This is a genomic window from Natrinema pallidum DSM 3751, assembly GCF_000337615.1.
In the GTDB taxonomy this organism is placed as follows: Archaea; Halobacteriota; Halobacteria; order Halobacteriales; family Natrialbaceae; genus Natrinema; species Natrinema pallidum.
In genome coordinates this window covers 1-12,061 of the sequence record NZ_AOII01000037.1, presented here as the reverse complement: position 1 = coordinate 12,061, position 12,061 = coordinate 1, and the positions used below count along the sequence as shown (strand labels likewise).

13 protein-coding genes are annotated in these 12,061 nt (G+C 66.2%); 8 read left to right on the top strand and 5 right to left on the bottom strand.

Annotation, left to right across the window (positions count from 1 at the left end; genetic code table 11):
• Positions 1–108 precede the first annotated feature (108 nt).
• From C487_RS05205 to C487_RS05180, 6 genes are all read left to right on the top strand, one after another.
• Positions 109–1,113, top strand: a complete 1,005-nt coding sequence (locus C487_RS05205; RefSeq protein WP_006184642.1) for a hypothetical protein — start codon at positions 109–111, stop codon at positions 1,111–1,113.
• Positions 1,110–2,186, top strand: coding sequence for a methionine synthase (locus C487_RS05200; RefSeq protein WP_006184641.1), 1,077 nt, complete (start codon positions 1,110–1,112; stop codon positions 2,184–2,186). The genes C487_RS05205 and C487_RS05200 overlap by 4 nt, the downstream gene beginning before the upstream one ends.
• A 199-nt stretch (positions 2,187–2,385) precedes the next feature.
• The gene (locus C487_RS05195; RefSeq protein ID WP_006184640.1) at positions 2,386–3,003 is read left to right on the top strand and encodes a nitroreductase family protein; all 618 of its coding nucleotides are present in this window, start codon (positions 2,386–2,388) and stop codon (positions 3,001–3,003) included.
• Between the two features lie 156 nt (positions 3,004–3,159).
• The gene (locus C487_RS05190) at positions 3,160–4,284 is read left to right on the top strand and encodes a Gfo/Idh/MocA family protein (RefSeq protein WP_006184639.1); all 1,125 of its coding nucleotides are present in this window, start codon (positions 3,160–3,162) and stop codon (positions 4,282–4,284) included.
• A gap of 88 nt (positions 4,285–4,372) precedes the next feature.
• Positions 4,373–5,605, top strand: a complete 1,233-nt coding sequence (locus C487_RS05185) for an HD domain-containing protein (protein ID WP_006184638.1) — start codon at positions 4,373–4,375, stop codon at positions 5,603–5,605.
• Positions 5,606–5,795: 190 nt separating this feature from the next.
• On the top strand, positions 5,796–6,836 hold the full coding sequence (locus C487_RS05180; RefSeq protein WP_006184637.1) for an amidohydrolase family protein: 1,041 nt from the start codon (positions 5,796–5,798) through the stop codon (positions 6,834–6,836).
• 18 nt (positions 6,837–6,854) lie between these two features.
• Here the strand turns inward: C487_RS05180 and C487_RS05175 are convergent, their stop codons facing one another.
• The 3 genes from C487_RS05175 to C487_RS05165 form a co-directional block, all read right to left on the bottom strand.
• Positions 6,855–7,394, bottom strand: a complete 540-nt coding sequence (locus C487_RS05175) for a gamma carbonic anhydrase family protein (protein WP_006184636.1) — start codon at positions 7,392–7,394, stop codon at positions 6,855–6,857.
• A 244-nt stretch (positions 7,395–7,638) separates the two neighbouring features.
• Positions 7,639–7,926: a DUF3006 family protein gene (locus C487_RS05170; protein ID WP_006184635.1), complete on the bottom strand. Its 288-nt coding sequence runs from the start codon at positions 7,924–7,926 to the stop codon at positions 7,639–7,641.
• A 117-nt stretch (positions 7,927–8,043) separates the two neighbouring features.
• Entirely contained in the window at positions 8,044–8,604 is a 561-nt protein-coding gene (locus tag C487_RS05165; RefSeq protein WP_006184634.1) for a uracil-DNA glycosylase, read from the bottom strand.
• Between the two features lie 280 nt (positions 8,605–8,884).
• Between C487_RS05165 and C487_RS20930 the strand changes: the two genes are divergently transcribed.
• Positions 8,885–9,046: a hypothetical protein gene (locus C487_RS20930; RefSeq protein WP_006184633.1), complete on the top strand. Its 162-nt coding sequence runs from the start codon at positions 8,885–8,887 to the stop codon at positions 9,044–9,046.
• Positions 9,047–9,242: 196 nt separating this feature from the next.
• Here the strand turns inward: C487_RS20930 and C487_RS05155 are convergent, their stop codons facing one another.
• Positions 9,243–10,706 carry a DEAD/DEAH box helicase family protein gene (locus C487_RS05155; RefSeq protein ID WP_006184632.1) on the bottom strand — a complete coding sequence of 488 codons (1,464 nt, stop codon included), beginning with the start codon at positions 10,704–10,706 and terminating at the stop codon, positions 9,243–9,245.
• Positions 10,707–10,760: 54 nt separating this feature from the next.
• Positions 10,761–11,135, bottom strand: a complete 375-nt coding sequence (locus C487_RS05150) for a CBS domain-containing protein (protein ID WP_083864505.1) — start codon at positions 11,133–11,135, stop codon at positions 10,761–10,763.
• A 177-nt stretch (positions 11,136–11,312) separates the two neighbouring features.
• Here C487_RS05150 and grpE point away from each other — a divergent pair.
• On the top strand, positions 11,313–12,061 hold a 749-nt coding region (gene grpE, locus C487_RS05145), incomplete at its 3' end, for a nucleotide exchange factor GrpE (protein WP_006184630.1).

The window sequence follows — 12,061 nt, the reverse complement described above, 5'->3', positions numbered from 1 at the left end:
CCGATGTCCGGTAGGAAGATCTCTGGAACCCGTCGCAACTAAAATAACTTAGAGTTATTGGACTGGATGAAAAATATTAAGCATCGGTATATCCTATCCGAGTCTACGATGACTGAGTACGTTTCGACCACGCCGGGGCTGTATCCGCTTCCGGACTGGGCGAAAGACGACCTCTCCGATCTCAAGGGCCACCAGAAACACGACCTCGTCAGCGGCGACGAAGGCGAGGAAATCACCGCCGCCTACGAGGAGGCCCGCGAAGAAGTGATCGGCGTCCAGCAAGACGCCGGCCTCGACCGCATCGTGGAGGGCCAACTGCGCTGGGACGACATGCTCGCTCACCCGCTGGCCGTCGCCGACGCCGTCGAAACCCGCGGCATCGTCCGCTACTACGACAACAACAACTTCTATCGGGAGCCGGTCGTCACCGACGACCTCGAGCCGACCGGTGACATCGCATCGGAACTCGAGGCGACGGTGGAGCGGGTTGGTAGCGACGATCTCCAGGCCGTCCTCCCCGGCCCGTACTCGCTTTACGATCTCGCGACTGACGAGTACTACGGCGACGACGGCGACTTCCTCGCGGCGATCGCGGCGTTTCTCGAAGCCGAGGTCGACGCCTTCCCGGCCCACGAGACGCTGTTCCTGCTCGAGCCGTCGCTGGTCGAGAACCCACCCGCGGACGGGGAAGACGCGCGTGCAAGCGAGGCGATCGATCGGGTCGCGAACGCGACCGACGCCGATGTCGTGGTCCAGCCCTACTGGGGCGCACTCGAAGAGAAGGTCTACGCACACCTGCTCGATGCCGACATCGACGCGGTCGGCTTCGACTTCGTCGCGAACCAGGACGACAACCTCTACAACATCCAGGAGTACGGCACGACGGACGACGTCGCGCTCGGCCTCGCGGACGGCCAGAACACCCTCGTCGAGGACCCCGAGGCGATCCGCGACCGAACCGAGTGGGTCGAAGGCCAACTCGGCGTCACCGAGTTCGAGACGGTGTATTTGACGACGAACACCGAGACGTTCTACCTGCCCTACGGCAAGTACGTGGCGAAACTCGAGGTCCTTGCCGAAGCCGCGGACCTCGCGGAGGTGAAAGCAGCATGAGCACGAACGAGAACAAGGATCAGTTCCGACAGCCCGACCACGAGCACGACCACTTCCTGCTGACGACCGTCGTCGGCTCCTACCCCAAGCCCAAGTGGCTCAATCGGGCGAAGGATCTGTACGAGGACGAGGACAGCGACTTCGACGAGGACAACTGGCAGGAAGCGAAAGACGACGCGGCCCGCCTGATTACGGACGAACACGAGCGCGCCGGCCTCGACGTCGTCGTCGACGGCGAGATGCGGCGCAACGAGATGGTCGAGTTCTTCGCCCACCGCATCGAGGGCTACGAGTTCAACGGCCCCGTCAAGGTCTGGGGCCACAACTACTTCGACAAACCAAGCGTCGTCAGCGAGGTCGAGTACGACGAGTCGTGGCTGGTCGACGAGTACGAGTTCACCGCCGACGCGAGCGACCGCCCGGTCAAAGTCCCGATCACGGGGCCGTACACCCTCGCGAACTGGTCGTTCAACGAGGCCTACGAGGACGACGACGAACTCACCTTGGAGCTGGCCGACCTCGTCAACGAGGAAATCGAGAAACTCGTCGACGCCGGCGCGCGATACATCCAGATCGACGAGCCTGCGCTCGCGACCACGCCCGACGACCACGCCATCGTCGGCGAAGCGCTCGAGCACATCGTCGCGGACATTCCCGACGACGTCCGCATCGGGCTCCACGTCTGTTACGGCGACTACTCCCGGATCTACCCCGAGATTCTGGAGTTCCCGGTCGACGAGTTCGACCTCGAGCTCGCCAACGGCGACTACGATCAGCTGGACGTCTTCAAAGACCCCGCGTTCTCCAAGGACCTCGCCCTCGGCGTCTGCGACGCTCACGTCGCCGAGGTCGAGTCCGTCGAGCGGATCGAGGAAAACATCAAGAAGGGGCTGGAGGTCGTCCCCCCCGAGCAGCTGGTCATCTCGCCGGACTGCGGCGTGAAACTACTGCCCCGCGACGTCGCCTACGGCAAGATGGCGAACATGGTGCAGGCGGCCCGCAACGTCGAAGCCGATCTCGATGCAGGCGAGATCGACATCGAGCGCGGTGCGCCGACACCGGCCGACGACTGACCGATCGTCCCCTCACTACGTTCGGCCGGCGGGTGCTCGCCTGCCGAGATTGTCGCCGGGGCCGCTACTTTCTCGAGTTACCACACACCGTGTCGGCGACGGAACTGGTAAACCAAACATCATGAACCGGACACGAGTGTTACCTGGTAACCTGTTTGTCCGATAATATATACATAGGTGGGGCACAAATAAACGGTCGATGCAAGACTCTTTCGAGACTGGACGCGAACTCAGTGACGAAGTCGCCGAGCACCGCGAACCCGACCACGATATCGATCCGCTGTTCGTCAACCGCTGGTCGCCGCGCGCGATGACCGGCGACTCGCTCGACGCGGCGGAGTACCTCCCGCTGTTCGAGGCGGCCCGCTGGGCCCCCTCCGCGTTCAACAACCAGCACTGGCGGTTCATCTACGCGAGCCGCGAAGACGACGAGTGGGAGACGTTCCTCGATCTCCTTTCGGAAAACAACCGAACGTGGGCGAGCGACGCCGCCGTCCTCGCGGTCATCGTCTCGAAGACGACCTTCGACCACAACGGCGAACCGGCCCCCGTCCACTCCTTCGACACCGGTGCGGCCTGGGAGAACCTCGCGCTCGAGGGCGCACGCCGCGGGCTGGCAGTCCACGGGATGGCCGGGTTCGATTACGAGCAGGCGGCCGACGTGCTCGACGTCCCCGACGAGTACGCGGTCGAGGCGATGGTCGCGATCGGCGATCGCGCACCCCCCGAAACGCTCCCGGAGGAGTTACAGGAACGCGAGCAGCCGAGCGATCGCAAGCCGCTCGCCGAAACGCTCCACCGCGGCGGCTTCGAGTAAGCCACGCCCGCTCGCGTTCGGTCCCGTCACTCCGAACGTACGGTTGCGGCGGCCGTCGATGGGTCCCGTCGGGGCGCACGTCATCGACTCGACCGACGGCTCGGTGCCGTCGATACACGGCAAAGCGCTAACTACGGGGCCGATGAACGACCGCTCATGACACTCGAGGTCGGCGTGCTCGGCTATCGGTTCATGGGCAAGGCACACGCGAACGCGATGGCGCGACTGCCGATGTTCTTCCCGGACGCGCCCGAGATCGAACGCAGCGTGCTCGTCGGTCGCGACGAGGACGCGCTTACCGAGGCCGCCGCCCGTCTCGGGTTCGCATCGATCTCGACGGACTGGGTCGAGGTCGTCGACGACGTGGACGTCTTCTACAATCTCGGCCCCAATCACGTCCACCGCGAGCCGTCGGTCGCCGCGCTCGAGGCTGGAACGCCGGTCTTCTGCGAGAAGCCGCTCGCGCCGACGCTCGAGGAGGCCGGCGTGATGGCCGAGACGGCGCGCGCGGCGGGCGACGACGTGCCCGCCGGCTGTGCGTTCAATTACCGGTTCGTGCCCGCGATCAGGTACGCAAAGCGGCTGCTCGAGGACGGCGACCTCGGCGAACTCCGTCACGTCCGCGGCCGCTACCTGCAGGACTGGCTGGTCGACCCCGACGCCCCGTGGTCGTGGCGCAACGACGCGGAACTCGCGGGATCGGGTGCGCTGGGTGATCTCGGCGCGCATACGGTCGATCTGCTCCGCTTTCTCGTCGGCTCGGACGATCTCGCCGGCGGGATCGAACGGGTCAGCGGTCACCTGCAGACGTTCGTCGACGAGCGGCCGGTCGAGGACGACGACGGTGAAACGAGACCGGTGACGGTCGATGACGCCTACTCCGCGCACCTCGAGTTCGAAAACGGTGCGATGGGGACGATCGAAGCCTCGCGGTTCGCGACGGGCCACAAGAACGACCACACGATCGAGATCCACGGCTCGAACGGAAGCCTGCGGTTCTCCCTCGAGCGCCTGAACGAACTCGAGGTGCTCCGCGAGGGCGACCGCGGCTACGAGACGATCCTGGTCACTGACGAGAACGACCCCTACGTCGACCACTGGTGGCCGCCGGGCCACGTGCTGGGCTGGGAACACACCTTCGTCCACGAGAACTACGAGTTCCTCAGTGCGGTCGCAAACGGACACGCGTTCGAACCGAACTTCGACGACGGTCTCGCCGCGCAGCAAGTACTCGACGCGATCGAGCGCAGCGACGACCGCGGGGAGTGGGTGTCGCCGTAATCGGTCCGTCGGACACGACGGCAACGCAGCCGACGCGATCGACACTAGGAGACGACAGTTTTTGTACGAACGGGCCCAACTGCAACCAATGAAGATCATCAAGGATAGCGTCCACGACCACATCCAGGTCGACGGCGTCGCCCGTGATCTACTGGATACGCCGGCGGTACAGCGGCTGCGACACATCAGCCAACTCGGCACCGTCTCCCTGGTCTACCCCTCGGCCAACCACACTCGCTTCGAACACAGCCTCGGCGTCTATCATCTCGCCTGCGAAGCCCTCGAGCGACTCGGGATCGAAGGGCGACAAGCCCGCCGAGTTCACGCCGCCGCCCTGCTCCACGACGTCGGTCATGGCCCGTTCAGTCACAACCTCGAGTCGCTGACCTACCGCCGAACGGGGCGCTACCACGACGACGTCGACGACCTGCTCGCCGACGGGGCCGTCGGGGACGTGCTTCGGGAGCACGACCTCGACCCCGAGGCGGTCGCGGGATTGGTCGCCGGCGAGGGCCGGTTCGGCCAGCTCGTCTCGGGCGAACTCGACGTGGATCGGATGGACTACCTGGTGCGCGACGCGCATCACACCGGCGTTCCCTACGGGACGATCGATCACGGCCGACTGGTCCGGGAGCTAACCTTCGTCGACGGCGAACTCGTCCTCGACGAGGGCAACGTCCAGACCGCCGAGAGCCTGCTGGTCGCGCGGGCGCTGATGAACCCGACCGTCTACAGCCACAGCGTCGCCCGAATCAGCAAGGCGATGCTCCGCCGGGCGACGGAACGGCTGCTCGAGGCGTCCGGGCCGGACATCGACGCCGAGAGCCTCCAGCGGATGGACGATCACGATCTGATCGCGGCCCTACGCTCGTGTGCGGCGACGAGCGAGTTCTCCCGGCGATTGGACCAGCGAGACCTGTTCAAGCGGGCGGTGTGGGCCGAGATGAACGACGTCCCCGGAGGGATTATCGAGTCGGATCACGGAACGATCCGCGAGTTCGAGCGCGAGATCAGCGATCGGGCGGGGGTCGATCCGGCACGCGTCATCCTCGACGTGCCGAGTCGCCCATCGATGACCGAATCGACGACCCGCGTGATGGTCAACGGCGAGATCCGACAACTCGGCCAGCAGTCGCCGCTCGTGGAGGCGCTCCGGGCGGCCCAGTTCTCCCAGTGGCGACTCGGGGTCTACTCGCCGAGCGATCTGCGCGACCGAGTCGGTCGGGCAGCGGTGGACGTACTCGGACTGGATATCGACGGGGCGCTGGTCAGCGAGGTCCGGGACGGGATGGACGCGACCCTGGACCAGTTCGTCGAGTAGCGGGACCAGACGGCTATGACGGCCGCCGTCCCTGACGGGGCGGCAGGGGAGCCGATTCAGGCTCGCGTCTCCCCCTTCGGGGCCGGTCGAATCGCTCGCCACCCCGTCCGCATCGATCGAGACCGAGAGACGAGTCCGCGCGTCGATCCCACCCCGAACCGTTGAAGGCGCTGACCGAGAACTGACGCGTATGGAACGAACGGGAACGATCCTCCGCGGCCGCGAGTTCGAACCCGTCGAGGGACGGGTCGTCATCGATGACGACGGCCGCATCGAGGCTATCGAGGAGGAGTCCGTCGAGAGCGACGATATCATCCTGCCAGCGTTCGTCAACGCCCACACCCACATCGGCGACTCGATCGCCAAGGAGGCCGGCGGCGGGCTCTCGCTCGAGGAACTGGTCGCGCCGCCCGACGGCCTGAAACACCGGCTGCTCCGGGACGCCGACCGGGACGAACTCGTGACCGCGATGGAACGATCGCTGCGGTGCATGCGGGATGCTGGGACGGCCGCCTGTCTGGACTTCCGGGAGGGGGGCGTCGACGGCGTCCGCATGCTCGAGGACGCCGCGAGCGACCTCGCGATCGACGCGCTGTCGTTCGCACGCGGGTCGATCGACGCGATGCACGCCGGCGACGGGTTCGGCGCGAGCGGGGCCAACGACGACAGCTTCGATCGGGAACGGACGGCGACGCGCGAGGCGGGCAAGCCGTTCGGCATCCACGCCGGGGAAGTCGACGAGAGCGACATCAACCCGGCGCTGGATCTCGATCCTGACTTCCTGGTACACATGGTTCACCCCGAACGGGTGCATCTGGAGCGGATCGCGGACAGCGAGATACCGATCGTCGTCTGCCCGCGCTCGAACCTCGTGACCGACGTGGGGCTGTCGCCCTACGCGGAGCTACACGAGCGGACGACGCTCGCGCTGGGGACGGACAACGTGATGCTCAACTCGCCGTCGATGTTCCGCGAGATGGAGTTCCTGGCGAAGCTTTCCGCACTGCCGGCCGCCGAAATCCTCCGGATGGCGACGATCAACGGGGCCGAGATCGCCGGTCTCGAGTACGGGCTGGTCGAACCCGGACGGGAGGCCCGCTTGCTGGTCCTCGACGGTGACTCGGACAACCTCGCCGGCGCGCGCGATCCGGTCCGGGCCGTGGTTCGCCGGGCTGGCGTCGACGACGTTCGCGAGGTCATCTTCGGTGTGGACGACGAGGCCACACGCTAACGCCGGCTTCAGCCGCTGTCAGTCGAGTCGTTCGGACGTCTCCGCGTGCTCCGTCGAGAGGTCGACGTACCGGTCGGCCGTCGCCTGCAGGTGGGCGTCCTCGATCTCCGTTTTCGGTTCCGCGGGCGACCCGGCGACGAGCGTCGATGCCGGGATCTCGGTGCCTTCGGTGACGACGCTGCCGGCGGCGACGACGGCTCCCTCGCCGACGTGTGCACCGTCGAGGACGACCGCGTTCATGCCGACCAGCGCGCGCTCGGCGACGGTTGCGTCGTGGACGATCGCACTGTGGCCGACCGTCGAGTAGGGTGCGAGTTCGGCCGTCTCGTGGAGGACGGCGTTGTCCTGAACGTTGGCCCCCTCGCCGACGACGATCGTCCCGTGATCGCCGCGCAGCGTCGTGTTCGGCCAGACGCTGGCATCCGCCTCGATGACGACATCGCCGATGACGACCGCGGCGTCATCGACGTATGCGGAGTCGGCTACCTGCGGTTCCGTCCCGTCGAACGATCGTAACATAGCCGTTCCTGTCTCGAGAACCGTCTTGAAGCTACCCATCGGATCCGTTCCGATCGCATCCGGCGGATCCGTATCTCGGTCGAGCGAAGGAGGGCACGCACCGAACGGAGACGAACGAGTCTCCCCACCGATACAGTTTGGCACCATTGCTAATGCACCCCCCGTGAAAGATGGCGCTGGCGGCACACTGCGGTCCACACGGACGGCAGTCGCCGTCTGTCATCCCCCCGAACCATCCCGGTTCGGCCTCCTCCCGTTCGATTCCGCGTCCGGCCGAGTGGTGCTACTCCTCGCCGCGATCGGCGTCCGACAGCCGTTCCGATAGCCGATCGAACCGCTCCCGCGTCGATTCCCGGCGCTCGCGTTCGATATCCGCCCGGTACGTGGCCTCGAGCAGCGCGTCCTCCGCGACGGTCACCTCGAAGACGGCACCCTCGTGTCGGCCGGTTTCGGGCAGCGTCTCGACGGCGACGGTTCGCTCGTCGACCACGTCCCCCTCGGCCTCGAGCAGCAGGACGGCCGTCTCGCCGTCGACGAGACGGTCGAGAACCGCGATATGGGACTTACGCATCGGTCATCGGGGGACAGTACGTGCGGGAACGCCATCAATGGACGTAACGAGCGAACCGGTGCGGTGCTGCTGCAGGGACGAAAGCGCACCACCACCGGTGAACCGAACGCCGGGACACTACACCGCCTCGAGAGCGGTCTCGAGATCCGATTCGACGGCGTCGACCTTGCTGCGATCGTACAGCGCCGCGGCCGGGTGAAACGCCGGGACAACGGTCCGCCCCCCGCGCTCGAACGCTCGCCCGTGCAGGTCGGTGATCGTCGCATCGGTCCCGAGGAGTTCGGCCGTCGCGAAACTCCCCAGCGGGACGAGCACGGCCGGATCGACGCGCTCGAGTTCGGCTTCGAGCACCGGCCGCCAGGCCTCGATCTCGTCGACGTGGGGGTCGCGGTTCGCCGGCGGCCGCACCTTCACTAGGTTGGTCACGTACAGGTCCCGCCGGTCGGAGCCGATCGCCTCGAGCGCGCGGTCCAGTTGCTGCCCCGCCTGCCCGACGAAGGGTTCGCCCTGCGTGACCTCCTGCTTCCCCGGTGCCTCACCAACGAGCGCGACGGCCGCCGACAGCGGCCCGACACCCGGAACGAATCGGTCGCGGTCGAACTGCTCGTCCGGAACCGCCTCGAGCGCGTCTGCAAACACCGTCTCGAATTGCCAGTCGGTCGGCGGGTCTTCGGTCATCCCGTCGGAATACGCCCCGCTCGAGGAAACGCCTTTTCGCTGCGTCTCCTCCCGTCCTGGCCGAAACACCGCCGTCCCGGCGGTCGGCGTTTCGCGCCGTCTCAGTGCTGTGCATCTGCCCGTCCAGCGGACACTAGTGATTGACGTTTCGGCAGCAGGACGCCCGCGACGCGTCGACCGCGGGGATGCTCGAGTCCGTCCCGGCCGACCCCGATTACGGATCCGCGGGCATATGCATGCTGTATCGATTTCCCTCGACCGGGCGGAGAGTGACGAACAGATGGTATTCAAACCGCCGGTCGAGTGTCCGATCTGCCGCGACGTACTCGAACTCGACCGGACGCTCGAGGGTCACCTCGTCGAAACCCATACCCACATCGAAGTCGCCCGCTACGTTGCCTCCCGCTCCGATCAAGTCGAGGTGCAGCCGATCTCGGACTGAGACGCCGAACGGACGACTACGGATACCCGTTCGCGTGTCGCTCCCATCGCCGTCAGCGACGCCGTCTCGAGTGCGGTCGGTGTCCAGCGATGCGAGCAGCGCCGCGTCGGTCGCGGGACGACCGGCCGCGTCGACGGAGATCGATGCCGACCGAACCGTCAACCGAACGGCTACCGGAAGCCCGGGAGGGAAATCGTTACCGGCGTCTATCGGCGACGCGCTCCTCCCCGGTCTCCTCGCTGACGACCTCGTAGAGCAGCGCGCGTCCGCCGTCGGCGGTCGGTCGCAGGATTCGCCCGAGTCGCTGCGTGAACTCGCGCTCGCTGCCGCTGCCGGAGAGCACGACAGCGACGGTTGCATCGGGCACGTCGACGCCCTCGTCGAGCACGTTCGAGGTCGCGATCCGGGTATAGGTCCCCTCGCGAAAGCGCTCCAAGATCTCCCGGCGCTCCGCGGCACCGGTCTGGTGGGTGATCGTCGGGATCAGAAACCGCTCGCTGACGTCGTATGCGAGGTCGTTGTGGGCGGTAAAGACGATCGTCCGCTCGCTGCGGTGGTCGTCGAGAATCCCCGCCAGCGTCTCGAGTTTGTTCTCGCTCCCGAGCATGAGTTCCCGCGCGCGCTGGCGAGCGAGCAGCGCCTCGCGAGCCTCGGGATCGGTGCCGGAGCGCTTGACGAGTTCCTGATAGTCCGATCCGCTCCGCATGTCGATACCCGACTTCGCGAGGTACTCCGTGAAAATCCCCTGCATCCGGTCGTACTCCGCGCGCTCTGCAGGGGTGAGCGAGACCGCGAGTCGCTTGACGTCGTAGTTCGCGAGGTGGTCCCCCGCGAGTTCGTCCACGTCGACCCGATGGACCAGCGGGCCGACGATCTCTTCGATCACCTCGTGGGCACCGTCGGGCCGCTCGAACGTCGCGGTCAGCCCGAGCCGTGCCGGCGCGGCGAGCAGCCGGGGGATTTCGCGATACCCCTCGCCGCCGAGGTGGTGGACCTCGTCGAAGACGACGCAACCGAACCGGTCGCCGACCGAATCCGCCTTGAGATACGCCGAATCGTACGTCGAGACGGTGATCGGTTCGAGGCGCTGTTCCCCGCCGCCGAAGCGACCGATCGGAACGTCGAACTCGCGGTCGAGTTCGCGTTCCCACTGCTCGAGGAGGTCAATCGTCGGGACGACGACGAGCGTCGGGACCGAGAGCCGTTCGATCGCCTGCAGCGCGATGACCGTCTTCCCGCTGCCGGTCGGGAGTTCGAGGACGCCGGCGGGCGCTCGCCCGACGGACTCGAGAGCGGGGCCGTCGGCCCAGCGGTCGGTCGCAAGCCAGGTCTCGAGCGCCGTCGTCTGATAGTCGCGGAGTTCGTACGCCGACCGGAGCGCCGGAACGGACGCGAGGTCGAGGACGCGATCGTCGACCGCGAGGGCCGTCTCCGCTATGGCGGCCCGTAAATCGGCGTAGCTGCCGGCGGGAACCCGCCAGCCGTCCGTTCGTGAGTCCGCCTCGAGGGCGGGGACCGACGGTCGGAGCGTCGACGGCGAGACCGACGACTCCTCGAGGCCGTCGATGCGGATCGTCCCGTCCTCGTACCGGAGTTCGATCACGGTCCCGGTGCCGCTCGCTGCCCTCGTCACGGGCCACAGTCGGGGCAGGGCGTACAAATACTGTCCGGTGTCAGTGATATCGAGAGCAGCGAACTGCCTCCGCGCTCGACCTTACGAAAGATGGGCGGTGACGTCGGTCGAGGAGACCATCCCGACGTAGTCGTCGTCGACGACCGGGAGGTGTTTGATACCGTAGGTGGTCATCATCGCGGCGACCTCTTCCATGTAGAGGTCCGGGGTGGCGGTCTCGACGTCGGTCGTCATCACGTCGGACACGGTCAACTCCGAAACGTCTCGGCCGGCAGCGACGGCGTCGAGGACATCCGTACTGCTGATGATCGCCCGCGGCGAGGTTCGAACGACCAACGCGTTGATCTCCGTCTCGCGCATCCGTTTCGTCGCCTCCATTACCGTCTCATCTCCCGAAATCGTCTCCAGCGGCGTTGACATTACGTCTGCGACGATTTCCCTGTCATCTTGACTCATACTCCTAGAACGGACACAATGGTTATGATGTTTTCCGTCGACGCAGCGCCCTATCAGTATCGACCGTCGAACCGGTGATCGCGGTTACCATCCCCGCACGGCAACGCCGTGTTCTCGCTCGGCCACCGTGATCCGGGTACCTCAACCCTTTTATTACCGCTGTTCGTTGACTGGCATATGAGCGAAGACGAGGGCACGGACACGTCAGCCCAGGGTGTCCCGTCCGCGACGGACTCCGACGACGGCGAGCCGACCGACGTGGGTCCCGCGGCGTCGACGGATGGGGAATCGGAACCGACTCCCGAGGCGGCCGACTCGGAATCGGCAGCCACGAGCGCGGACGCCGATACGCCCGACGGAACGGTCGACGCGGAACAGGATACCGAGACGGCTGGAGAGGCCGACGACGCGCCCGAAACGAGCGATGACATCCAGCACGTGCTCGATCGGGTCACGGAGTACGACGACGAACTCGCCCGCAAGGTCGGCTCCATCGTCGAGGAGGCCCGTAATCTCAACGGGACCGTCAACGACCAGCGCGAGGAACTCGAGGACCTCACGGAGCGCATCGAGTCACAGGCCGAAACCATCGGCGACCTTCAGGACGAACTGGACGAGTACGAGCAGGCCGTCAACGAGCGCGACGAGCGACTCGAGGAGTACAGCGAGGAGATCGAGGACCTCGAAAGTCGGCTCAAGCGCAAGCAGGCGGATTTCCAGAATTACAAGAAACGCGCGAAAAAGCGCCAACAACAGATCAAAGACCGCGCCGCCGAGGACCTCGTCGAGCGACTCATCGGCGTCCGCGACAACCTCAAACGCGCTCTCGAGGAGGACAGCGGCGACGCCGAGAGCCTCCGGGACGGCGTCGAGATGACGCTACGCGAGTTCGACCGGATTCTCGAGGACCTGTCTCTTATACACAT

Bases quoted from the DNA above. Each gene is read 5' to 3' on its own strand.
- C487_RS05175 (WP_006184636.1), bottom strand. From the start codon at position 7,394: ATGGGTAGCTTCAAGACGGTTCTCGAGACAGGAACGGCTATGTTACGA.
- C487_RS05150 (WP_083864505.1), bottom strand. From the start codon at position 11,135: ATGAGTCAAGATGACAGGGAAATCGTCGCAGACGTAATGTCAACGCCG.
- C487_RS05190 (WP_006184639.1), top strand. From the start codon at position 3,160: ATGACACTCGAGGTCGGCGTGCTCGGCTATCGGTTCATGGGCAAGGCA.
- C487_RS20930 (WP_006184633.1), top strand. From the start codon at position 8,885: ATGGTATTCAAACCGCCGGTCGAGTGTCCGATCTGCCGCGACGTACTC.
- C487_RS05205 (WP_006184642.1), top strand. From the start codon at position 109: ATGACTGAGTACGTTTCGACCACGCCGGGGCTGTATCCGCTTCCGGAC.
- C487_RS05165 (WP_006184634.1), bottom strand. From the start codon at position 8,604: ATGACCGAAGACCCGCCGACCGACTGGCAATTCGAGACGGTGTTTGCA.
- C487_RS05180 (WP_006184637.1), top strand. From the start codon at position 5,796: ATGGAACGAACGGGAACGATCCTCCGCGGCCGCGAGTTCGAACCCGTC.
- C487_RS05195 (WP_006184640.1), top strand. From the start codon at position 2,386: ATGCAAGACTCTTTCGAGACTGGACGCGAACTCAGTGACGAAGTCGCC.
- C487_RS05185 (WP_006184638.1), top strand. From the start codon at position 4,373: ATGAAGATCATCAAGGATAGCGTCCACGACCACATCCAGGTCGACGGC.
- C487_RS05170 (WP_006184635.1), bottom strand. From the start codon at position 7,926: ATGCGTAAGTCCCATATCGCGGTTCTCGACCGTCTCGTCGACGGCGAG.
- C487_RS05200 (WP_006184641.1), top strand. From the start codon at position 1,110: ATGAGCACGAACGAGAACAAGGATCAGTTCCGACAGCCCGACCACGAG.